The 23,163-nt window shown below is 38.5% G+C and carries 20 protein-coding genes; 12 read left to right on the forward strand and 8 right to left on the reverse strand.

What is annotated here, in order from left to right:
- Positions 1–129: 129 nt before the first annotated feature.
- Positions 130–846 carry a GNAT family N-acetyltransferase gene (locus tag HPC41_RS01465; RefSeq protein ID WP_172392246.1) on the reverse strand — a complete coding sequence of 239 codons (717 nt, stop codon included), beginning with the start codon at positions 844–846 and terminating at the stop codon, positions 130–132.
- A 1,005-nt stretch (positions 847–1,851) separates the two neighbouring features.
- Between HPC41_RS01465 and HPC41_RS01470 the strand changes: the two genes are divergently transcribed.
- Positions 1,852–2,115 (forward strand): hypothetical protein, encoded by a 264-nt coding sequence (locus HPC41_RS01470; RefSeq protein WP_077438077.1) that lies wholly within the window; start codon positions 1,852–1,854, stop codon positions 2,113–2,115.
- Between the two features lie 47 nt (positions 2,116–2,162).
- Here the strand turns inward: HPC41_RS01470 and HPC41_RS01475 are convergent, their stop codons facing one another.
- Positions 2,163–4,253, reverse strand: coding sequence for a S9 family peptidase (locus HPC41_RS01475; RefSeq protein WP_172392247.1), 2,091 nt, complete (start codon positions 4,251–4,253; stop codon positions 2,163–2,165).
- Between the two features lie 291 nt (positions 4,254–4,544).
- On the opposite strand from HPC41_RS01475, the gene HPC41_RS01480 reads away from it, so the two are divergent.
- The 6 genes from HPC41_RS01480 to HPC41_RS01505 all read left to right on the forward strand — a co-directional run bounded on the left by HPC41_RS01480 (position 4,545) and on the right by HPC41_RS01505 (position 10,588).
- The gene (locus tag HPC41_RS01480; RefSeq protein WP_172392248.1) at positions 4,545–6,170 is read left to right on the forward strand and encodes a S8 family serine peptidase; all 1,626 of its coding nucleotides are present in this window, start codon (positions 4,545–4,547) and stop codon (positions 6,168–6,170) included.
- Between the two features lie 83 nt (positions 6,171–6,253).
- Entirely contained in the window at positions 6,254–6,445 is a 192-nt protein-coding gene (locus HPC41_RS01485; protein WP_172392249.1) for a hypothetical protein, read from the forward strand.
- A gap of 216 nt (positions 6,446–6,661) precedes the next feature.
- Complete coding sequence (nth, locus tag HPC41_RS01490; RefSeq protein ID WP_172392453.1) at positions 6,662–7,339, forward strand: endonuclease III; 678 nt, start codon at positions 6,662–6,664, stop codon at positions 7,337–7,339.
- A gap of 67 nt (positions 7,340–7,406) precedes the next feature.
- Positions 7,407–8,432, forward strand: coding sequence for a recombinase RecA (gene recA, locus HPC41_RS01495; protein WP_172392250.1), 1,026 nt, complete (start codon positions 7,407–7,409; stop codon positions 8,430–8,432).
- A gap of 200 nt (positions 8,433–8,632) precedes the next feature.
- Complete coding sequence (locus HPC41_RS01500; protein WP_172392251.1) at positions 8,633–9,400, forward strand: endonuclease/exonuclease/phosphatase family protein; 768 nt, start codon at positions 8,633–8,635, stop codon at positions 9,398–9,400.
- Between the two features lie 6 nt (positions 9,401–9,406).
- Entirely contained in the window at positions 9,407–10,588 is a 1,182-nt protein-coding gene (locus tag HPC41_RS01505; RefSeq protein WP_172392252.1) for a metallophosphoesterase family protein, read from the forward strand.
- Positions 10,589–10,699: 111 nt separating this feature from the next.
- Here the strand turns inward: HPC41_RS01505 and pruA are convergent, their stop codons facing one another.
- The 6 genes from pruA to HPC41_RS01535 form a co-directional block, all read right to left on the reverse strand.
- The gene (gene pruA / locus HPC41_RS01510) at positions 10,700–12,337 is read right to left on the reverse strand and encodes an L-glutamate gamma-semialdehyde dehydrogenase (protein WP_172392253.1); all 1,638 of its coding nucleotides are present in this window, start codon (positions 12,335–12,337) and stop codon (positions 10,700–10,702) included.
- Positions 12,338–12,523: 186 nt separating this feature from the next.
- Positions 12,524–12,592 carry a hypothetical protein gene (locus HPC41_RS25015; protein WP_420240201.1) on the reverse strand — a complete coding sequence of 23 codons (69 nt, stop codon included), beginning with the start codon at positions 12,590–12,592 and terminating at the stop codon, positions 12,524–12,526.
- 233 nt (positions 12,593–12,825) lie between these two features.
- Positions 12,826–13,434 carry a superoxide dismutase gene (locus tag HPC41_RS01520; RefSeq protein ID WP_172392254.1) on the reverse strand — a complete coding sequence of 203 codons (609 nt, stop codon included), beginning with the start codon at positions 13,432–13,434 and terminating at the stop codon, positions 12,826–12,828.
- 101 nt (positions 13,435–13,535) lie between these two features.
- Entirely contained in the window at positions 13,536–14,003 is a 468-nt protein-coding gene (locus HPC41_RS01525; RefSeq protein WP_172392255.1) for a nucleoside deaminase, read from the reverse strand.
- A 9-nt stretch (positions 14,004–14,012) separates the two neighbouring features.
- Positions 14,013–14,354 (reverse strand): tRNA-binding protein, encoded by a 342-nt coding sequence (locus HPC41_RS01530; RefSeq protein ID WP_172392256.1) that lies wholly within the window; start codon positions 14,352–14,354, stop codon positions 14,013–14,015.
- Positions 14,351–14,560 (reverse strand): hypothetical protein, encoded by a 210-nt coding sequence (locus tag HPC41_RS01535; RefSeq protein WP_172392257.1) that lies wholly within the window; start codon positions 14,558–14,560, stop codon positions 14,351–14,353. The genes HPC41_RS01530 and HPC41_RS01535 overlap by 4 nt, the downstream gene beginning before the upstream one ends.
- An 88-nt stretch (positions 14,561–14,648) precedes the next feature.
- Between HPC41_RS01535 and HPC41_RS01540 the strand changes: the two genes are divergently transcribed.
- From HPC41_RS01540 to HPC41_RS25660, 5 genes are all read left to right on the forward strand, one after another.
- Complete coding sequence (locus tag HPC41_RS01540; protein WP_172392258.1) at positions 14,649–15,245, forward strand: porin family protein; 597 nt, start codon at positions 14,649–14,651, stop codon at positions 15,243–15,245.
- A 172-nt stretch (positions 15,246–15,417) separates the two neighbouring features.
- A complete protein-coding gene (locus tag HPC41_RS01545; RefSeq protein WP_172392259.1) occupies positions 15,418–16,188 on the forward strand; it encodes a succinate dehydrogenase cytochrome b subunit in 771 nt (256 codons plus the stop codon).
- 57 nt (positions 16,189–16,245) lie between these two features.
- Positions 16,246–18,180, forward strand: a complete 1,935-nt coding sequence (locus tag HPC41_RS01550) for a fumarate reductase/succinate dehydrogenase flavoprotein subunit (RefSeq protein ID WP_172392260.1) — start codon at positions 16,246–16,248, stop codon at positions 18,178–18,180.
- 14 nt (positions 18,181–18,194) lie between these two features.
- Positions 18,195–18,968, forward strand: a complete 774-nt coding sequence (locus tag HPC41_RS01555) for a succinate dehydrogenase/fumarate reductase iron-sulfur subunit (protein WP_172392261.1) — start codon at positions 18,195–18,197, stop codon at positions 18,966–18,968.
- 87 nt (positions 18,969–19,055) lie between these two features.
- Positions 19,056–22,802 (forward strand): ATP-binding protein, encoded by a 3,747-nt coding sequence (locus tag HPC41_RS25660; protein WP_172392262.1) that lies wholly within the window; start codon positions 19,056–19,058, stop codon positions 22,800–22,802.
- The last annotated feature ends 361 nt before the right edge of the window (positions 22,803–23,163 follow it).

Below are 23,163 nucleotides of genomic sequence, written 5' to 3' on the forward strand. Positions count from 1 at the left end.
CTGAGTGTTAAGTTAGTTTCATCGTCTGTTCATTTATTTATTATTTTCAATGGCTCCGCTGCCAGCTGGCATACCAGGAATGCTATAGAGATAAAATGCACAACACATGGTTTCTCCAGTTTAAAGTTATTAAAATCCTTTTGCAACTTTATTATGTTTTGGAAAATTGACGGCAACGAATTTATTGGCCGATTTCCAGAACTTCGCTTGTATTCGTTTTAATAAAGACTGTTTTTGCGTGATTCTTTCCAAACGCTCCTTTGCTTCATGCTTACGTTGGATTTTTTCTCTCAGCTCGCGTTCTTTTTCTTCGGGATCCCAGAGCATAGCTGTACACATACAGTTCTTACGGTCTTTGCTCATTAAGATTTCGTAGTTCACACAGCTCTGACATCCTTTCCAGAATTCATCGTCGTTGGTCAGTTCCGAATAAGGTACCGGTTCGTACCCAAGTTCCGAATTAATTTTCATGACAGCAAAACCGGTGGTCAAGCCAAATATCTTTGCCTTGGGATATTTCTCACGGGACAAATCAAACACCCTTTTCTTAATGGCTTTTGCTAGGCCCACGTTTCGAAATTCGGGATTGACAATAAGTCCTGAATTCGCCACATAGTCGCCATGCCCCCAAGTTTCAATATAACAAAACCCAGCCCATCGACCATCTCTGTGCAAAGCGATCACCGCTTTACCTTCATTCATTTTGTTGGCAACATACTCTGGTTTACGACGCGCAATACCAGTACCACGAGCCTTTGCTGACTCGAACATTTCGTTGCAGATCACCTCGGCATAATGCGCATGCTCAGGTTTAGCCGGAATAATTAAAAAATCTGATATAGTCATTGACTTACGACCCTAATAATAAAACAACAACTACCGTCGTGTTTTGTTACTGAATAAATTAAAATAATGGATTCAAAACCACCGGACAATCATGGTCTTGTTTGAAAAGATTCACTACCTCAAATCAAGCCCGAGGTAGTATGGGTCGTCGGAAGCGTAAAACAGGTATTTCTACGAAAATGAACGCACAGAATACTTTTCTCATAAACTTCTCAAAAGTTTGAGTATAAGAATAGTCGTTCTTTTTGCGCTGTTTCATTTTATTTCTCTGTCAATTGTTTCTGACGTTGCAAATGTATAAAAATATTTTTTTCTTTTCTATAATATTATCATTGATTTTTTGCAAAAGTCAAAAAATTACAATCAGGCCTCAAACTCCGCTTGTAACCTTCATTTTCAGGCATTTACTTCTCACCAAGGCAATCATGTCCACACACTATCTCCGATATTAATTTGACAATAAAACTGATAAAGGTTTAAAGCTTTGTCAATTTAAAATTTTAGTTTGTCTTCCCGCTGTAATGGCTGTCAATATAATCGATGGCCTGCTGTTGTGTCAGCACCGAGATGTACCCATCATGAACGTCAACAATTTCATTAATGCCCGTAATACTAGCTCTTTGCTATCCCAGGATTTCAGATGTTGAACGACAGTCTCTATGCAACCTTTTTTATAAGCAATTTGCCCTAAAACATGCACCAAAGTATGCCTGACCCTTGCTGTTTTGTCATACTGAAGTTCTTTGAGTAATGGTAAAATATCCACGGAGCTCGATACCATGAAGTGTCAACAAGTTGAAGGCGTTGTTCCTTGTTAAGATCGTAAAATCCCATGATCTATTTTTTGACGTTGTCAACATATCAGCATAAAAATACATGAAAAATCCGTGAAATCGGGATAGAACCATCGGGGCTGGTTCACTAGTTTTACTTATCTTTGATTCTTATGATTCTTTTTCTTGGAGAAAAACGATACTTTTGTAGATATCATTAGAAAAAAATAGCATGTCACCGAGTTTAATTTTCTATATTATTTTTGCTGTACCTTATATCATCTTTATGTATTGGCTTGTCAAACAGGACAAACATAAGTATGCCTGGGGACTTGCAATTATCACTGTAGTTGCCATACTAGCGATCTATGTATCGCAGAAAGCCAGCAAAGTTGCGATGGACAATTATCAACAACATCAAATCGATTCCAGAGAAATTGAACGCGAAGAACGTTTACAAAAACAACAGGACAGCATCAATCATGCTCAACAATAAAAAAAGCGGCAATGCCGCTTTTTTTATTGTTGTAATAATAGTTTATTTTAAGAGTCGATCCTCTCTAGTTTAAACAAGAAAGCGTATTCCAACGCAATTTCCTTCAAATAGTCAAACCTTCCAGATGCGCCACCATGTCCATAATCCATATCTGTTTTCAATAGCAGGATGGAATTTCCAGTTTTGACGGACCGTAATTTTGCTACCCATTTCGCTGGTTCAAAATATTGCACCTGACTATCGTGCAGTCCGGTTGTGACCAATAGATTCGGATATTCTTTCGGCTCCATATTCTCGTAAGGAGAATAGCTTTTCATATAAAAATAGGCGTCAGATTCATTGGGATTTCCCCATTCATCATACTCGTTCGTCGTCAACGGTATTGTCTCATCCAACATGGTATTAACGACATCCACAAAAGGCACCTGTGCTATTATACCATGATATTGCTTAGCTGCAATATTCGCAACAACCCCCATCAATAGGCCGCCCGCGCTCCCCCCTTGTGCGTAAAGATGCCCTGCCGATGTATACCGCTGTTCGATAAGATGCTTCCCGCAGTCCACAAAATCATGGAAAGTATTCATTTTACGCATCATTTTTCCATCCTCATACCACTGCCGTCCCATTTCTTCACCTCCACGGATATGCGCCAATGCGTAAATGAAACCACGCTCCAACAAACTTAACCTATTACCGGAAAAACTCGGGTCCATCGATGCACCGTAGGAACCATATGCATATTGCAACAATGGCGCCGTACCATCTAATTGAGTGCCGTTCTTGTACACAAGGGAAATAGGCACCTTTACACCGTCCCTCGCCGTGGCATAAATACGTTCCGTTTTGTAGGCACTTTGATCATACCCCCCTAAAATTTCCTGTTGTTTCAACAATGTTTTGCTGCGCCCCCCCATATCGTAGTCATATACAGAACTGGGGGTGACCAATGAGGTGTATCCATAACGCAGTTTTTCAGTGTTGTATTCGACATTTATCCCCGGATATACTGTATAGGCAACTTCTCCAAAATCCAGATAATGCTGCTCCTGACTGTCCAAATTATAGATCGCCAGCTGGGTCAGCCCATCTTTTCGTTCGGCTATGGCCAAAAAAGACTTAAACTCTTCGATATCACTTACCAAAACGTCCGGACGATGGCCTATAAATGTAGTCCAATGTTCCCGTCCTGTTTTGTCCAGCGGGCATTGCATAATCCGGAAGTTAATAGCATCATCATTGGTCAATATCAAAAAACGATCTTCCAAAGGAATTACGGTATAAAGCACATCGTGCTTACGCGGCTGAAAAATGCTAAAATCTTTATTAGGATGATCAGCATCCAATAACCAAACTTCGGAGGACAAGGTGCCCTCTGAACTGATGATAATATATTTGCCATTTTTTGATTTACCGACAGCAATATAATTTGTATTATCGTGCTCTTCATATACACATAGATCCGCCGAAACCTCTGTACCAAGTGTATGTCGCATAATTTTTTCGCTGAGCAACGTCACTGGATTTTTGGCGGTATAGAACAGGGTCTGATTATCGTTTCCCCAAATAGCGATGCCTTCGGTATTGATAATACGATCAGGATAGATCTCACCTGTCTCCAGATTCTTGATGTATATGGTGTACTCCCTTCTGGAAACTGTATCTACACCAAAGGCCAGCAAACGATTGTCCGGACTGATGGAGAAACCCATTGCTGTGTAATAGGCATACCCCTGTGCTAGATTATCAATGTCCAATAATAATTCTTCATCAGCGTCCAATGTCCCCTTCTTGCGGCAAAACTTAAAATATTGATAGCCCTCCTCGGTTCTGCTGTAATAATAGTAGCCATTTTTAAAGTAGGGCACAGATTCGTCTTTTTCCTTGATACGGGATTTCATTTCCTGGAACAAATCTTCCTGAAAAGATTCCGTATCTTTTAACATGGCGGCAGTATAGGCGTTTTCGTCGTTGAGATAATTGATAACCTCCTCAGATCTTGGTCCTTTTTTAAAATAGTCAATCATCCAATAATAGTTGTCAATGACAGTATCACCATGAATTTGTCTCTTGTGTGGATACGCTGCAGCTATTGGAGCTGAAATCTCAGGCCAGTGTACATTTTCGTTATGTTGCATATATATGTGAATTCTCTAAATATCCATTTTGATTAAAACAATACGTATTACATTTCTAACCTCAGCTCCATAATTCGGAAAGAGAAGTCAATTAACGCATTTCTCCAGAAATATCAAAACGATGTAACCGATACAAACAAATTGATCTAAGACATCTTTATCATCTTGTGACCGTTTTGTTTAACTAACTATTCCATCCATTTATCCTGGCTAAAAGTCACTTTTAATAAAAATTAACAATTCAACAGGGGCATTAACATTATCTTTGCTACTATTCTAGGAGAAAATTTTATGAATTTAAAGAAATCACTATATCTGATTGCCTTAGGTGTTTTACCGTTAACCTCGTTTGCTCAAGCAGAAGCTGTTCCGTTAAATTGGTATAACTTAGATTACAACACGGATGGTGTCATGGGAATCAGTACAGATAAAGCTTACAAAACTTTATTAAAGGGGAAAAAATCAACCCCGGTCATTGTTGGTGTTTTGGACGGTGGTGTAGATATTTTCCATGAGGATCTTAAGGATGTCGTCTGGATCAATCCCAAAGACAGCATTTCCGATGGGAAGGATAACGATGGAAATGGGTATATTAACGACAAGTATGGCTGGAATTTTATTGGGAATGCTGAAGGGAAAGATGTTCAATTTGACAATCTAGAGCTCACGAGGCAATTAAGGATTTTAGATAAGAAATTTGCCCATGTTACCCCAGCGACAGAACTGAATGAAGCGGATAGAAAAGCCTTTTTGGCTTATCAGAAGATGGTGGTGAAATACAAGAACAAGCTGGAAGAAGCCAAAATGGGGCAGTTTTCTTACGATGCGCTTAAGCGTAATTTGGATGCTGTGGTTCGCGAAATAGGTAAAAAACCTGGAGAAATCACATTGGCCGATCTTGAGAACTTTAACCCAAAATCGAATAATCAACGTATCGCTCTCGGTTATGCAAAAGACGAAATTCAAACAAATGGTTTTGTCAAATTTTATGATGACATCACTGAGGGAGCAACATATTTCAACAATCAGGTTGAATACCATTTGAACAAAGAATACGATTCCCGCCCCATTGTTGGCGACAATTACGAGGACGCTTCTGAATGCCATTATGGAAATTCGGATGTAAAAGGGCCAGATGCACTTCATGGTAGCCATGTCGCAGGTATTATTGGCGCCAATCGCAACAATAATATTGGTATCAATGGCGTCGCAGACAATGTCAAAATTCTAACGGTACGTCTAGTTCCTGATGGTGATGAACGCGATAAGGATGTCGCAAATGCAATTAGATACGCAGTAGACAACGGAGCAAAAGTTCTCAACATGAGTTTCGGGAAAAGCTATGTGCACAACAAGCAGACCGTGGATGAGGCCGTTAAATATGCCGAATCAAAGGATGTCTTATTGGTACATGCAGCGGGGAATGACAGTGAGGACAACGATGTGGAACCAAATTTCCCAATGAAATACTACACCAATGCGAAGGGAGATACCACAGGTATTGCAAACAACTGGATTACAGTGGGGGCGACAGGATTATACCCTGACAATGAGCTTTTAGCCGATTTTTCCAATTATGGTAAAAAAACAGTAGACGTTTTCGCTCCCGGTATACGAATCAATTCCACTATTCCGGATTCAAAGTATAAAGAGGAACAAGGAACAAGTATGGCTGCCCCTGTAGTTGCCGGGCTGGCCGCTATGATACGCTCTTACTATCCGAACCTTTCTGCTGTAGAAACCAAACAGATCATTCTGGAATCTGTGGAAAAACCGGAGCAAATGGTCCAGGTAAAAATTGGTGAAGATGCAACAAAAATGGTCAAATTAGCGGATATTTCGGTAACTGGCGGGATTGTCAACGCATATAATGCAATTCTAATGGCTGAAGAATTCAATAGTAAGAAGAAAAAATAAAGAATATTCTCATTTTTTGTATACCAAAACCATCTTTTGTCCGTTTAATTAATTAACTTACAGAGACAAAACTCAAGATGCTTATGGTAGAAAACTTTACCCAATCAGAAAACGAAGTTCAAAATTTACTAACCCAAAACGAGAAGGTAATGACTGATGAGGATATAGAAAATGAATTGAAACTTCAATCACCCAAAATGTTGCTTCATCCAAGCAAAAAATGTATTGCGAATATAATGGAATATTCCAAACAAATGGAAAAAAGAAAGGCCTAATCTGGAGATTAGGCTTTATTTATGAAATAACATAAGCTTTTTCCCCATTATCTATAGCAGATAAGTAACCTTATAGTATTTCTAAAATACACGATGAGTCATAACAGCTGCCCACCTATTATTGCTACCTAAGTATCCCAGAATAATCAGTGAGATAAGCAATGTGTAAGGTTAAGTTTTTCTTTTTTGATGGAAATTTTGGCTAGTTTTGAGGTGATGTTAAAACAAGAACGATACAAGGCTTTTGTGGAATATTTTTCCAAAAATAATCCCGATGCGCAGACAGAACTCAACTATAGTAATCCTTATGAATTACTTGTCGCCGTTATTCTTTCTGCCCAATGTACAGACAAGAGAATTAATCAGATTACGCCGAAGCTATTTGAACGTTACCCCGATGCGTATACTTTAGCAGCTTCCAGTGTGGATGAGGTATTTAGCTATATCCGCTCCGTAAGTTATCCAAATAACAAGGCCAAACATCTGGTCGGGATGGCACAAATGCTTATTGAAAAATTTCACAATGTCGTTCCAGAGCAGATTGAAGATTTGGTCAAGCTGCCCGGGGTCGGTAGAAAAACCGCCAATGTCATTTCCTCCGTCGTCTATCATAACCCAGCAATGGCGGTAGACACGCATGTGTTTCGTGTGGCGAACCGACTTGGGCTCACCTATCGTGCGACGACACCATTGGCCGTAGAGAAACAATTAGTCAAAAATCTCCCGAAAGAGACCATTGCCGTTGCGCACCATTGGTTGATCTTGCATGGACGATATATTTGCTTGGCCAGAAAGCCGCTTTGTGAAAAATGCCCGATTACCTACATGTGTAAATACTTTGAAAAAACCTATCACATAAAGAGTGCTCCAAGCGCGATAGAAATAAAAAACTAATTTTTTTAGTGAAAACATTTGGTTTATTATTTTTTATTTTTAATTTTGACAAATATATACTAAAAATATGAGCAACACAGATAAATTAAAAGCGTTACAGCTGACGTTAGATAAATTGGAAAAGAACTTTGGTAAAGGTTCGATTATGAAATTAGGAGATACAGCTGTTGAGCCTATCGAGGCGATTTCTACAGGATCTTTGGGTCTGGATATCGCTTTGGGAATTGGCGGTGTTCCAAAAGGACGTATCATTGAAATATATGGACCTGAATCTTCAGGTAAAACAACATTGGCAACGCACATTGTTGCTGAAGCTCAGAAAAAAGGTGGTATTGCAGCAATTATTGATGCTGAGCACGCGTTTGATAAGTATTATGCACAAAAGCTAGGCGTTGATGTAGAAAACTTATTAATTTCTCAACCAGATAATGGTGAGCAGGGTTTAGAAATTGCAGACAATTTAATTCGCTCAGGTGCCATTGATGTGATTGTTATTGATTCTGTCGCAGCATTGGTACCGAAAGGTGAGATTGAAGGTGAAATGGGTGATTCTAAAATGGGTCTTCAGGCTCGTTTAATGTCTCAAGCATTACGTAAGTTAACTGGAACAATTTCCAAAACAAACTGTTGCTGTATTTTCATCAACCAATTGCGTGAAAAAATTGGTGTAATGTTTGGTAACCCAGAAACAACAACCGGTGGTAATGCACTGAAGTTCTATGCTTCTGTACGTTTGGATATCCGTCGTACATCACAGATTAAAGATTCCGACGAAGTATCTGGTAACCGTGTCAAAGTTAAAATTGTAAAAAATAAAGTAGCACCTCCATTCCGTATAGCGGAGTTTGATATCATCTTTGGTGAGGGGATTTCAAAAGTCGGCGAAATCATTGACTTAGGTGTGGAATATGGTATCATTAAAAAAGCCGGTTCATGGTTTAGCTATGGTGAAACCAAATTAGGACAAGGTAGAGATGCCGTTAAAAGCTTATTGTTTGACAATCCAGATCTTATGGATGAACTTGAGGCAAAAATCCGTGCTGAAGTAACAGGAGAGGATCCGATGCTTCAAGTAGAGGAAAATGAAGACTAATTGCTGTAAAAATTAGTATAATGTAGGTGGCCATCCTTAAAGGGATGGCTATTTTTTTTCGCCAATTTAATATAACCAAGATTAAGTTTGAATGATTATTTTGTTACATGCCCAGAGTTTTGGATTTGAACTCCAAGATTTTAGTATTTTTAGCAGGTCGAATATAATTACCAACTTCATTCTAAACTTAATTTTGAAAAATGAACAATAAGTTAATTGCCTTTATTTTGATCCTTTTCGGATCAATATCTCATCTCAGTGCACAAAAAATCCGCGTGCTCTCCTTCAATATTCATCATGGAAATCCACCTTCAGAAAATGAATCTGTTATCAATCTCGACACTATCGCTCAAATTATTAAAAATACCAACGCAGATCTTGTCGGACTACAGGAAATTGATGTTAACTTGGGACGCTCCCACAATGAAGATCAGGCAAGAAAATTGGCTGAACTAACTGGAATGCATTATATTTTTTCAAAAGGAATAGAACTTGAGAAAGGACAGTACGGCACGGCAATACTATCAAAACAACCTATAGAACGTGTAGAAAAACATTTCCTTCCTTCTCCTGTTGAAAGTGAGCGCCGAAGTTTATCTATTGTTGAAGTGACTATCGACAAAAAGAAAATCCTATTTGCGAACACACACCTGGACTTAAAAGACAAAAATAAAATCAAACAGGCTAAATTCATCACATCACGTTTCAAGAATGAAAAATTACCTGCGATACTCGTGGGTGACTTAAACTCCGAGCCTAATGACCCTGCGCTAAAAGAACTTGCCAAAGTATTCGCAAAAAGCACGATCAGTAATGGATTTACTTTTCCCGAAGATAAACCAAATACCGAAATAGATTATATTATGGTTAATACCGCATCGCATCCAAAATTCTCCAACCACCGCGTTCTTGAAGAGAAATATGCGAGTGACCACCGTCCATTATATGTTGAAATCGACATTAAATAGCCCATCATGAATTTTGATAGAAGAAGATTTTTAGAAGCATTGGCATTGATGGGAATTACCTTACCCACGATTAGTGTTGCCAAAGAAAAAGAAACGGAAGATGCAGAAGGAGATTTTCGTTTTTTAGTTCCTGCTTATTTACAGAATCAAACAGCAACAGGCATAAACATCTTTACAATCCTGAGTAAACCGGCAGTAGCCTGGTTGGAAATCCTTGACAGTACGGGTAATATTCAGCAAACGATCTATCAATCCGAAGATGGTATGATTAATGCGAATACAGATTTCTTCCACTTTTCCATCGCAGAAGCACCACGGTCATTCCGCTATCGCATCAGGGCAAAAGAAATTCAAAAATTTGACCCCTATAAGATCATATATGCGCAAGAAATCCAAACACCAATTTTTGAAGCTAAACTGGCAGAAAACAATCAACAACAAATTCGTTGTCTGGTGTATAATGATGTTCATGAGGAGAAAAGCAGCTATCGGGATCTCATACCCAATCATGATCCCTCAATCTATGACTTCTTTGTTCTAAATGGAGACTCCTTTCATTACGTGACCGATCAGGAGGATATTACAGAAAAATTACTGAAGCCTATTGAATTCTTTGCTACCGGAAAACCTTTTATTATGAACCGCGGAAATCACGAAACGAGAGGCTCTTTCGCCCGGAATTTCAAACGGTACTTTGGCTATCCCAATAATAAATACTATCAAGCTTTCAAAAGGGGCCCTATCTTCTGGATCATGCTGGACAGTGGTGAAGACAAACCGGATAATCATGAAGTATATGCCGGCACCGTAGATTATGACAATTATAGAAAAGAACAGGCAAAATGGCTGGAAACTGTCTTACAATCCAAAGAAAGAAAATCTGCACAACATACCGTGGTTATCAGCCACATCCCTATATTCCATTCAGACGATTGGCATGGTACACTGCATAATCGAGAATGCTTCCATCCTTTATTTCAGAAATATAAAATAGATGCGATGATCTCTGGGCATACGCATCAATATGGATACTACCCCGCCGATAAAGACCATCGTTATCCGATATTTATCGGCGGTGGTCCAAAAGCTGGCAAAAGGACAATCATCGATATTTCGGGGTCCGCAAAATCACTGGCTATCCGAATGACCCGTGACGATGGAACTGAATTAGGACTGTTTAAAAAATAATAAAGGCACTCCATAGCGGAGTGCCTTTATTATGTTGAATGTATCCGCTATCGTCGGTAGAGCTTGAAACCAAACTATGGTTACCATCCGTACAGGATAATTCGATTTATTTTATTCGCCTTTTTCTAAGAAAGGATATCTGTAATCCGTATCCGGATTGAAGGTTTCTTTGATTGTACGTGGAGATACCCAACGCAACAAGTTGATCATGGATCCAGCTTTGTCGTTTGTACCTGAACCTCTCGCACCACCAAATGGCTGTTGACCTACCACAGCTCCAGTACATTTATCATTCACATAGAAGTTACCCGCAGCATGTCTCAATTTATCTGTGGCTAAATTAATAGCATAGCGGTCTTGTGCGATAATAGAACCTGTCAATGCATAGATAGATGTTGAATCGACGATATCCAGTGTTTCCTCGAACTTAGCGTCTTCATAAACATATACGGTCAATACTGGACCGAACAATTCTTCGACCATTGTTTCGTAATCAGGCTTTGAAGCTTCAATGATCGTTGGATGAATGAAATAGCCTTTAGACTTATCATAAGTACCACCAACTACGATCTCTGCCTCATTGGATTCTTTCGCACGATCGATGTATTTTGCTAATTTATCAAATGATTTCTCATCGATAACCGCATTGATAAAGTTTGTAAAATCCTCCGTTCCACCAATTGTAAATGACTTCACATCATTAGCCATTGACTCTTTCAATGCTGGCCACAATGATTTTGGAATATATGCACGTGAGGCTGCTGAACATTTTTGTCCTTGGTACTCAAAAGCTCCACGAACCAAAGCTGTATTTGCCGTCTTGAGATCCGCAGAAGGGTGTACAACAATAAAATCTTTACCACCTGTCTCACCGACGATACGTGGATAAGTCTTATAACGGTGGATATTATCACCGATAGTTTTCCAGATATCCTGGAATACACCTGTTGAACCAGTAAAGTGAATACCAGCGAAATCAGGATGTTGGAAAATAACATCACCAGCATCTGGCCCTGATACATACACTAAATTGATGACACCATCTGGAAGTCCGGCTTCACGGAAAATTTTCATCAATACATTCGCAGAATAAATCTGTGTGTTGGATGGTTTCCAAACAACAACGTTCCCCATCATTGCAACACATGAAGGCAGGTTACCGGCGATAGCTGTAAAGTTAAATGGTGTCAACGCAAACACAAAACCCTCGAGAGGTCGTTGTTCAACTCGGTTCCATACACCTTTTCCTGATACCGGTGGCTGCTGCTTATAGATTTCACTCATATATTGCACATTGAAGCGCAAAAAGTCTGTAATCTCACAAGCCGAGTCAATCTCCGCCTGATAGGGATTCTTTGATTGCCCCAACATCGTAGCAGCATTCAACTCATAACGGTATTTCCCTGAAATCAATTCTGCTGCTTTCAAAAATATCGCCGCACGATCTTCCCATGCCAGATTTTCCCAATTCTTTTTAGCAGCTAGCGCTGCATTGATTGCATCGGTTACATGTGATTTCTCGCCTTGATTGTATTGACCTAAGATATGTTGGTGGTCATGTGGAGGAGCTATAGTTACTTTTTTAGAAGTAGTTACTTCTTTACCACCAATATACATTGGGATATCGATTTGTTTCGAACGTGCCTCATCAATTGCTGCTTTCAACAACTTACGTTCTTTCGTTCCGACAGCGTAAGTATACACCGGCTCGTTCGTAGGAACAGGCACTGTAAAAAATCCTTTAGACATATTACAATTATTTATATTTCAACTTATTAGCACCACACTAAATGATACCAATAGGAGTAAAATTACCTTAAATTTTACGAATACCCAAAGTTACTCACCTTCATTAAGCACCTTGGAAAAGATACGTTTAAATTTTTCCAATTTCGGTTTAATAACCAATTGGCAATACCGCTCCTTACCATTAACTTAATAATAATCCTGATTATAGTCTTCTGCAGGATAAAACGCTGTCGCTGGTACCACCTCCGTCACAATCGCCCCCCGTAAACTTTCTCCTTATTCAAAGCGACAATAGAAAACCGGACCTTTCCCAACTGCTCTTTGGAGCTGACAAGGACTCAACAAAAAGATAGCCGCAAAAACTATAATAACATATTTCATCGACGTACAATTACTTTAGAACTATTGGTTAGTATGTAACCATTACTAAAATAAGAAAGCGACAATATATTCATATTGTCGCTTTCTCATTCTTATCAAAGAATCAATTATTTAGCTGCAGCATAATTTTTTGCTACGGCATCCCAATTGATAACATTAAAGATTTCTTCCAAATAAGCTGGACGTTTATTTTGGAATTTCAAGTAATAAGCGTGCTCCCAAACGTCGATACCCAAAACTGGCGTTCCTTTTACCTCAGCCACATCCATTAATGGATTATCTTGATTAGGCGTAGAAGTAACAGCTAATTTACCGTCATTACCAACGATTAACCATGCCCATCCTGATCCAAAACGAGTAGCGCCAGCTGCCTGAAGTTGTTTTTTCAACTCATCAAATGAACCGAAAGTAGCGTTGATTGCTTCTGCTAATTCACCTGTTGGAGCTCCACCAGCATTTGGACCTAACACTTTCCAGAACAAAGAGTGATTGTAATGACCACCACCATTATTGCGTACTGCTGCTGAATATTTACTTACGTTTTTGATGATATCCAATAACGACAGGTTCTCAGCGTCTGTTCCTGCGATTGCTTTATTTAAGTTGTCCACGTATGCCTGATGATGTCTGTCATGGTGGATTTCCATTGTAGTCTTGTCGATATGTGGTTCTAATGCGTCGGCTGCGTATGGTAACGCTTCTAATTCAAATGCCATAACTATTTTAATTTAAATGTTTATTACTTCGTTTATATATACAAATATAACACAATATAGCTTGTTATGTTTTTATGTGTTACAATAAATTCGATATTTACTTACCGTTTTTGACGAAAAAATGATTTTACCAAATCGGCGCATTCTTCCTGCAAAACACCTTGGGTAACGACTGTCTTCGGATGTAATATCTTATCGTGAAAATGAGAATAACCACGTTTTTCATCCCTTGCCCCATAGACAATTTTACTGATATGGGTCCAGTAAGCTGCACCAGCACACATAATACAAGGCTCAATCGTCACATACAATGTACAATCATCCAGATATTTGCCGCCAAGATAATTTGCCGCGGCTGTAAAAGCCTGCATTTCGGCGTGGGCAGTTACGTCATTCAAGCGTTGGGTAAGATTATGCCCTTTACCGATAATACGTCCCCTATGTACGACTACCGCACCGATAGGAACCTCTCCTTCTTCGAAAGCTTTCCTTGCTTCATTTAATGCCATGCGCATAAACGATTCATCGCTATCAATTAATTGTGTTCCTTCAAAATCTATAAATGTCATGCCACAAACTTAACTAAGTTTCGATCCATTTGGTAATTTTCTGTCCACAGAGGTCAAAATAATAGCTCCATGCTCATCAGCAAAGCCGGTGACCAAACATTCGGAGAAAAAATTAGCAATCTGTTTCTTTGGGAAATTCACGACTGCAACAATCTGTTTTCCGATCAATTCTTCCTTCCTATAATGTACTGTTATCTGGGCGCTACTTTGTAATGTTCCGATTTCGCTTCCAAAATCAATTTTCAGTTGATAAGCTGGTTTTTTAGCCCTAGGAAAGTCCTGTGCTTCCAAAATAGTTCCTACGCGCAAATCAACTTTTTCAAAATCTGTCCAGCTGATGTTGTCACTCATAATCTATTGCTGTTAATATCCTGAATCTCTTTGCCTATTGTGAATAAAATGTAAGAGGGATTCCGCCTTAAGCGCTGCGCTAATTTATTGATTAATTTATCCTCTTCACCTGCTTGAAAAGCTAGATCTTCGTCACTCAAATGATTGTACTTGCGACGGAGTTTTTCTTTGGCAATTTGCCATTGTTCTTCGTTAATTTTCAGCATAACTATGATTTAGGTATAAAATTTGTATATCTTTAACAAACTTGTGAAAGTTTGTTTAAAGATACAATATATACATAAATAAAAGATTATGAAAAAGATTTTACCAGCATTACTCTTGATTTGTGGTAGCGTAGCAACGGCACAAGCGCAGCTTCTGCCTGGATTTGAGGTCGGTTTAAAAGGAGCCCTGAACTTTTCAAAATTCAAAAGCGATGGCAAATATTTCAATTCAGACAATAAAGCGGGTTATCAAGCAGGTCTTTATGGTCGTGTTGGCGTTTTAGGATTCCATGTTCAGCCTGAGATTTACTTAACTGGAAAAAACACAAAAGTAACTAATTCAGAAGGTGAATCGACAGACGTTAAATTTACCACTGTTGATATCCCAGTGTTATTAGGTAAGCGTTTTGGCTTAGGCCCAATCGGTGCTAGAATTCAAACCGGCCCAATATTCTCATTTAAAGTAGATGACAAACAAGATAAGGTGATTGCCAATTTAGATCCAAATAACTACAAAAAAAATGGCACATCATGGGCATTTGGTGTAGGTGCTGATATCTCAAGTCTACGCGTGGATGTACGTTACGAAATGGGCTTGAATAAAGTTAACAATGAGAGCCAGGCAAACCCAAAAATCAACATGTGGAGCATTGGTTTAGGCTATAGATTATTCAGTATCCTATAGACCGTTAGCCATAGTAAATCCCGTATTTAAAAGTCCGTTTTTATCCAAAACGGACTTTTTGTTTTAATAAACTTTAGAAAGATTCTAAATTGCTGCTTTTTCTTGTCAAAATGGTATCATATTTAATAGCAAATAGTAGATTTGCCTAATTAAAATTAAATTACAAAGGATAATGAGTAAATCAAAGCCAGTTTTCAGTTCTTCGATTGGGAAGAAGCTAATCATGAGCTTAACAGGAATCTTCCTATGTTTATTCCTAGTTGTTCACTTGGTTGGTAACTTGCAATTATTTAAAGATGATGCGGGTCTAGCGTTCAACAAATACGCTTATTTCATGACTCACTTTACACCAATCAAAGTTGTTTCCTACTTATTGTACGCTTCGGTAATCGTTCACGTCATCTACGCCATTACATTGTCGATGAGAAACAAAGCCGCACGTCCTATTGGTTATGCCCAATATGATGGTAAAGCAAACAGTAAATGGAATTCACGCAACATGGGTATCTTAGGTACTGTCATTTTAGTATTCTTAGCTACACACATGTCTAATTTTTGGTGGAAGTTTCACAATGATGAAGTACCCTACATCGAATACCGTACTGATTTGGCAACAGGACAGACAACAGCGAGAGAACTTCAAGCTTCTGAATTCCACGACTACCAAGAAACGGTAGAAAACAATGTTCAAATCTTAAAAGCAAGAGATTTGTACAAGCAAGTTGACTTTGCCTTCAAAAATGTGGCCTTAGTCGCTTTATACGTCATTGCAATGGCAGCGTTGGCTTTCCACTTAATTCATGGCTTCCAATCTGCATTCCAAACTTTAGGTTTTAACCACAGAAGATATATTGGAATTATCAGAGCAATCGGAGTTTGGGTATTTGGGGTATTAATTCCAATTGGCTTTGCAATAATGCCATTGTTTTTCTTCTTTAAATAATTCAGAATCTTTTAAGGTAAAGCTCAGGCTTTATCGATCAATATAAAATTAAGAGATATGTTAGATTCAAAAGTACCAGCGGGCCCATTAGCCCAAAAGTGGTCAAATCATAAATTTAATCTTAAGTTGGTTAACCCTGCTAACAAACGTAAATTTACCGTTATCGTTGTTGGTACAGGTCTTGCTGGTGCATCTGCAGCAGCATCATTAGCTGAGTTAGGATACAACGTAATTACCTTCTGTTACCAAGATTCACCTCGTCGTGCGCACTCCATTGCGGCGCAAGGTGGTATTAACGCAGCAAAGAGCTACCAAAATGATGGTGACTCCGTGTTCCGTTTATTCTACGATACAATCAAAGGTGGTGACTACCGCTCACGTGAAGCAAACGTTTACCGTTTGGCTGAAGTATCTGTAAACATCATCGACCAATGTGTTGCGCAAGGTGTTCCTTTTGCACGTGAATATGGTGGTTTATTAGACAACCGTTCTTTCGGTGGTGCGCAAGTAAGCCGTACGTTCTACGCACGTGGCCAAACGGGACAACAATTGTTGTTAGGTGCTTATTCAGCATTGAACCGTCAAATCAAAAAAGGAAAAGTAAAATCATATACACGTCACGAGATGCTGGATTTAGTTATGATCGATGGTCATGCTAAAGGTATCGTAACACGTGACTTGGTATCTGGTAAAGTCGAAACGCACGCAGCACACGCAGTTTTGATGTGCACTGGTGGTTACGGTAACGTATTCTTCTTGTCTACAAATGCAATGGGATGTAACGTTACTGCAGCTTGGAGAGCACACAAACGTGGCGCTTACTTCGCTAACCCTTGTTATACACAGATTCACCCTACATGTATTCCTGTAACTGGAGATCACCAGTCTAAATTGACGCTGATGTCCGAGTCTTTACGTAACGATGGTCGCGTATGGGTTCCTAAGACGCAAGAAATGGCCGAAAGATTACGCAAAGGTGAAATCAAAGCTAACGACATCAAAGAGGATGACAGAGATTACTTCTTGGAACGTAAATACCCTTCATTTGGTAACTTAGTACCTCGTGACGTAGCATCACGTAATGCGAAAGAAGCCGTTGATGATGGTCGTGGTGTTGGTAAAACTGGTTTCGCCGTATTCTTGGACTTCAAAGAAGCTATCAGCCGTCTTGGTGAAGATGCTGTACGTGCTAAATATGGTAACTTATTTGACATGTACTACCAAATCACTGACGAGAACCCTTACAAACAACCAATGCGTATCTACCCTGCTGTTCACTATACAATGGGTGGTGTATGGGTTGACTACAACTTGATGACGACAATCCCAGGTTTGTATGCATTAGGGGAATGTAACTTCTCTGACCACGGCGCCAACCGCTTAGGTGCTTCGGCGTTGATGCAAGGTCTTGCTGATGGTTATTTCGTGATCCCTTACACTGTCGGTGATTATTTAGCTAAACTAGGTTCTTTCGCACCAGTAGATCATAGCCACCCTGCTTTCGAAGCTACACGTAAAGAGGTTGAAGAGAAAATCAATAAATTGCTATCCCTAAATGGTACACAAACTGTTGATGATATCCACAAAAAATTAGGTCTCATCATGTGGGAATACTGTGGAATGGCTCGTACAGCTGAAGGATTGCAAAAAGCACAAGGTTTGATTCAAGAGCTGAAAAAAGAATTCTGGACAAATGTTAGAGTTCTGGGTGAGAACGAAGAACTCAATCTTTCCTTAGAGAAAGCTGGCCGTGTAGCTGACTTCTTGGAATTGGGTGAATTAATGGTTGTTGATGCATTACAACGCGCTGAGTCTTGTGGTGGTCACTTCCGTCTTGAAAGCCAGACTGAAGAAGGTGAAGCAAAACGTAATGATGAAGAATTTGCTTATGTATCCGCTTGGGAATACAAAGGGGACAACGTACCTGAGGAGTTGCACAAGGAAGACTTGGTATTCGAGAACGTTCAGTTAACGCAAAGAAGTTATAAATAAGAAGGAAAATTATCATGGCACAACATATGAATTTAACGCTGAAAGTTTGGCGTCAAAAAAATGATAAAGATAAAGGTCAATTTGTAACTTATCAGGCAAAGGACATCGCTGATGATATGTCTTTCTTAGAGATGCTTGATATTGTGAATGAGGAATTGACACGTAAAGGTGAAGACCCTGTATATTTCGACCACGACTGCCGTGAAGGTATTTGCGGAATGTGTTCGTTAGTAATCAATGGTCGCCCCCATGGTCCTAAAGAAGGTACAACGACATGTCAATTGCACATGCGTAGCTTCCACGATGGACAAACAATCGTAATCGAACCTTGGAGAGCTGCTGCATTTCCAGTATTGAAAGACCTTGCGGTTGATCGTACTGCTTTTGACCGCATTCAACAAGCTGGTGGATATGTAAATATCAATACAGGCGGTGTTCCTGATGCTAACGTTATCCCCATTCCTAAACGTATCGCGGATGAAGCATTCGAATCGGCTACATGTATCGGTTGTGGTGCTTGTGTTGCAGCTTGTAAAAATGCTTCAGCTATGTTATTCGTATCGGCTAAAGTATCTCAATTTGCCTTGTTACCACAAGGTCAGACTGAACGTTACGAACGTGCTCAAGCAATGGTAGATCAGATGGATGCTGAAGGTTTCGGTAACTGTACCAATACAGGTGCCTGTGAAGCTGAATGTCCTGTAGGTATTAAATTAACTAATATTGCGCGTTTAAACCGTGAGTACTTGACTGCTAAAATATTCAGACAAGAGGAACCACACGTATAAGCATTTTTAGAATAAAATAATATAAAAGTCCTTGCCCTAAGAAAGCAAGGATTTTTTTTATATTTACACTAATGTAAATTGACTAACGTGAATTCTGGTATAAAAATTCGTTTACTTCTACTGATCTTAACACTCTGCTTTATAGGAACAGCTATTACCATCAAAGAATCTGTTACAAATAAGGAAATACTCGACATCGATACCAAATCGCTCAATGACTATATTGTCGAACAAGAGAAAAAAGTAGATCGTATTTTTAAGGACTCGTTGCTGCTCAAAACATTTAAGAACTTTGATCAGTACCCTATCGCAGTCTATCAGGCCTTTGAAAGGTATAAAAATGATCAGAAGGTTTATTTATTTCTCTTTAAGGATCACGAGCCAAAACTATGGAGTACAAATTTATTTGTTCCCATCACCGACCAAGGCTTTTTGGAAAAATCAAATTTCGTACAAGATGACAACCGTTCGTATATTGTTCGTAAAAAAACAATTGGAAATATCAGCATACTTGCATATATCCTAGTTAAACCCTATACCAACAATAACAATCCTTATTTAAATGCTTCACTGCGACGTAATCTCTTTGATACACGAAACATTGACATAGCATTCTATACAGATACCGTAGCTATCAAAAACATTTATAGTAATGAGGGTTCTTATCTGTTTTCTGTGAAACTCAAAGACGGCAATCATGAAAATATCTATACCATCTTACAATTCTTTTGCTGGTTACTAGCTTGGATAGCACTGTTAATTTTTTTTAACAGCCTTTGTCTACACCTGGCTAAGACCAAAAGAGCTTGGTGGGCTATAACAATGCTTGCTGGTGTATTTACCCTTGTCAAATTTGCAGACTTGAAATGGAATCTACTCTCAGAAAATGCTACATTCGCTATATTTGATTCCCGCAACTATGCCTACAATAGTTTCTTTCCTAATATTTGGTCTGTATTGTCCACGACAATATTGATTCTATGGTGGATGGTATTTATCTATTCTATTCGAAAAGAACTCAATTTTGACAAGGTCAAAAATATTAGGCTCTTTAAATTACCTCTTGCGATAGGCCTCATACTAAGCATATATTTATCCTTTGCGCTTTTATATGATATTGCGGGAACATTGGTGACACATTCAAATAACATCTATTTTGATTTCACCAAACTTGTTGATCTGCACTTTCTAAGTTGGGTGGATCTTGGTATTATCGGATTAGGAATTCTGTCCCTAAATATTTACATAGACCTCGTGTTATTTTTTCTTAAAAAGTTAGAACTAAAACCTACCCAACTATTAAATATTCAATTAGCCAGTGTTATTTTTGTCATTCTTATTATTTCAATCTACATTGAGAAAAATAGTTTGGTAAATTTGCTTCTGGCTCTGATTATTCTAATCAAATCCTTTGGAGAAAAATATTTCGATAGACATCTATTGACCAATTATATTGCCGTTCTTATCCTTTGGGCAATCATCAGTACAATTACCCATGCACGTTTCTATCAGGAGCGAGACCTCATCGATATGAAGATATTGCTGAACAATCTGCAGTCAGAAGACGACGTGAATGCAGTGTCATTATTTTCAGACATTGAGACGGGGATAACCAATGATAAAGAACTAAAACATTTGTTTAACATCAGCCTACCGTATACAAATACAGAGGGGATCAATGATTTTATCAAGAAAAAATATTTCAGTGGCTATCTTTCGAAATATGAATTTAAGGCGTATTACTATGATCAAAATAATATTCCATTAAATCCAAATGGTCAAAACAGAATCAATGAATATAGAGAAAAAGTAATCAATAAGTCGATAAAAGTTACACAAAATTTCTACCGTGCTAGCGCCGAATTAGGGACTCATGAATATTTTTCGATCATTCCAGTGAGGATCGATCAAAACAGGGTTGTTAACGTAATTATTAATTTATCCAACAAGGATTTCAGTTACACCGTGCCCTACCCTGAAATATTGACAGATATGCGGATCAATAATTCGCAATATTATAATAAAGGTGAATATTCAATTGCTCTATATAAAGGCGGATCACTTGTTACTCAATTTGGCAAATATACTTACGAAAATAACCTTCGAGGACTAAAGGGCCAACCGGGAGAATACATTGAAGTATTGGATCGAGATTCATATCTTCACATGGCTTATATTGCCAATACGTTCTCGACTTATGTCATTAGCAAACAGAAACCTTCTTTTTGGGACTATGTCGCCACAACTTCTTTCCTGTTTTTGGTATTTTTCATGATTTTCATGCTTTTTCATTATGCAGCATCGTTTTATATCTTTCTGAAGAACACGAAGCTTACATTCCGCAACTTGAAATATCAGTTTTATAAAATTATCAACAAGATACAATATTCTACACGTATACAGACCTCAATTATTTCCTCTGTTATATTAGCGATTCTAATATCCGCAGTGATTTCATATATCAGCATCAATAAACAGCTTTACAACAACAATAGAAATAGCAAAGAGCGTTTCATTATTGAATTGGGCAAACGGATGGAAAATATGCTCACTTATACCGACGAAGTCTCTAATGAAAACCAACTCATTAGTATTTTAAAAACTTTATCCGAGACGATATCCAAGGATTTCAATTTATACTCAAAATCGGGCAGGTTATTGTACAGTTCTCAACGCAGGATTTATGACTTGGAACTCTTTTCCACTTTTATCAATCCGGCAGCGCTCAAAAATCTCTCCCTGCTTAAAAAATCAGAAACGATTGAAGATGAACGGATCGGAACTTTCCAATTTGAAACAAGCTATGCGACAATAAGGGATAAAAACTACAGTACATTGGCCTATATTGGCATTCCGAATTTCTCACTTCAAAAAGAGGAGAATATCAACAAAAACTTGCTACTGAACACGATTGTCAACATTTACTCTTTGATCATCATCGGCTTCGGTTTTTATGCAACTTTCGTCGCCAACAGTGTGACCAACCCACTTAGTATAATCAGTAAAAAGATCTCCCAACTTCGACTAGGACAGCCCAATGAACCTTTATTCTGGCAAAGAAATGATGAAATTGGGACATTGATCAAAGAGTATAACCTCATGATCATAAAACTCGAGGACTATGCCAATAAAATAAAGGATACCGAACGTGAATCAACCTGGCGTGAGATGGCCCAGCAGATTGCTCATGAGATCAAAAATCCGCTAACGCCAATGAAATTGGGCATACAACAGCTGCGGAGATCCTATAAAGACGATGATCCTAAATTCCCTGATCGTTTCAATAAGTTCTCTACTTCATTTATTGAACAAATAGATGCGTTGACACAAATTGCTTCGGAGTTCTCCCATTTTGCAAAATTTCCAACAACTGTGATGGAAAATATCAATATCGTCGAAAAAATAGCAAAATCAATATCTCTTTATAATAACACCCCTAATGTCAACATCCGACTAATAAACAATGCCGATCAAAAAACATTGATTGTCAAAGCAGATGGAAATGAACTATTGCGTACATTTAATAATTTGATAAAAAACGCTATTGAAGGCGGGTATGGGCGAAAAAATATGAAGATAGAAATTTCCATCGAACGTTACTCCGACAAGTTTGTAAAGATAGATGTCAAAGACAATGGTTATGGAATCCCCGAAGGAATGAAAGATAAAATATTTCAGATCAACTTCACTACAAAAAGCTCAGGAAATGGTTTAGGTCTGGTATTGGTAAAGAAAACAATCGAAGCTAGTAATGGACAGATATATTTTGAGACAACAGAAGGAGAAGGAACTACCTTTCATATATTACTTCCATTACAACAAACAGAATCTTAATGCTTTATTGTCACATTTCATAAAAGAACTCCATAGTATTTTATGGTAAAATATCCTCTTTGGATAGCTCCTGAAAAACTGCAGCAACTTTAATGGCTTTTTTCGCGAAGGAAAAGGCAAAACCAATAGCGAATCTATCCAATGCGTATTGATGCAATGCAAATCCTACGATATCGGCTAACACATCGGTCCCCTCTGTCTTACTATTATAAAGTTCAGTAAATAATAAAAAATGCGAAGTCCTTTCGAACTTCGCATTTCTATAACTTACACACTTTATGAAACAGTACCCTGAACAAAAAAGCTCTACTTTATATTCATCTGTTGAAAAACATTACAGGCTCTACCTTACGACTTGCAG

The organism is Sphingobacterium prati (assembly GCF_013167215.1).
Classification (GTDB): Bacteria; Bacteroidota; Bacteroidia; order Sphingobacteriales; family Sphingobacteriaceae; genus Sphingobacterium; species Sphingobacterium prati.

Coding starts and splice junctions, on each gene's coding strand:
- HPC41_RS01500 (WP_172392251.1), top strand. CDS start 8,633: ATGAACAATAAGTTAATTGCCTTTATTTTGATCCTTTTCGGATCAATA.
- recA (WP_172392250.1), top strand. CDS start 7,407: ATGAGCAACACAGATAAATTAAAAGCGTTACAGCTGACGTTAGATAAA.
- HPC41_RS01475 (WP_172392247.1), bottom strand. CDS start 4,253: ATGCAACATAACGAAAATGTACACTGGCCTGAGATTTCAGCTCCAATA.
- HPC41_RS01540 (WP_172392258.1), top strand. CDS start 14,649: ATGAAAAAGATTTTACCAGCATTACTCTTGATTTGTGGTAGCGTAGCA.
- HPC41_RS01545 (WP_172392259.1), top strand. CDS start 15,418: ATGAGTAAATCAAAGCCAGTTTTCAGTTCTTCGATTGGGAAGAAGCTA.
- HPC41_RS01535 (WP_172392257.1), bottom strand. CDS start 14,560: ATGCTGAAAATTAACGAAGAACAATGGCAAATTGCCAAAGAAAAACTC.
- HPC41_RS01525 (WP_172392255.1), bottom strand. CDS start 14,003: ATGACATTTATAGATTTTGAAGGAACACAATTAATTGATAGCGATGAA.
- HPC41_RS01530 (WP_172392256.1), bottom strand. CDS start 14,354: ATGAGTGACAACATCAGCTGGACAGATTTTGAAAAAGTTGATTTGCGC.
- nth (WP_172392453.1), top strand. CDS start 6,662: ATGTTAAAACAAGAACGATACAAGGCTTTTGTGGAATATTTTTCCAAA.
- pruA (WP_172392253.1), bottom strand. CDS start 12,337: ATGTCTAAAGGATTTTTTACAGTGCCTGTTCCTACGAACGAGCCGGTG.
- HPC41_RS01480 (WP_172392248.1), top strand. CDS start 4,545: ATGAATTTAAAGAAATCACTATATCTGATTGCCTTAGGTGTTTTACCG.
- HPC41_RS01470 (WP_077438077.1), top strand. CDS start 1,852: ATGTCACCGAGTTTAATTTTCTATATTATTTTTGCTGTACCTTATATC.
- HPC41_RS01485 (WP_172392249.1), top strand. CDS start 6,254: ATGGTAGAAAACTTTACCCAATCAGAAAACGAAGTTCAAAATTTACTA.
- HPC41_RS01520 (WP_172392254.1), bottom strand. CDS start 13,434: ATGGCATTTGAATTAGAAGCGTTACCATACGCAGCCGACGCATTAGAA.
- HPC41_RS01505 (WP_172392252.1), top strand. CDS start 9,407: ATGAATTTTGATAGAAGAAGATTTTTAGAAGCATTGGCATTGATGGGA.
- HPC41_RS01465 (WP_172392246.1), bottom strand. CDS start 846: ATGACTATATCAGATTTTTTAATTATTCCGGCTAAACCTGAGCATGCG.
- HPC41_RS01550 (WP_172392260.1), top strand. CDS start 16,246: ATGTTAGATTCAAAAGTACCAGCGGGCCCATTAGCCCAAAAGTGGTCA.
- HPC41_RS01555 (WP_172392261.1), top strand. CDS start 18,195: ATGGCACAACATATGAATTTAACGCTGAAAGTTTGGCGTCAAAAAAAT.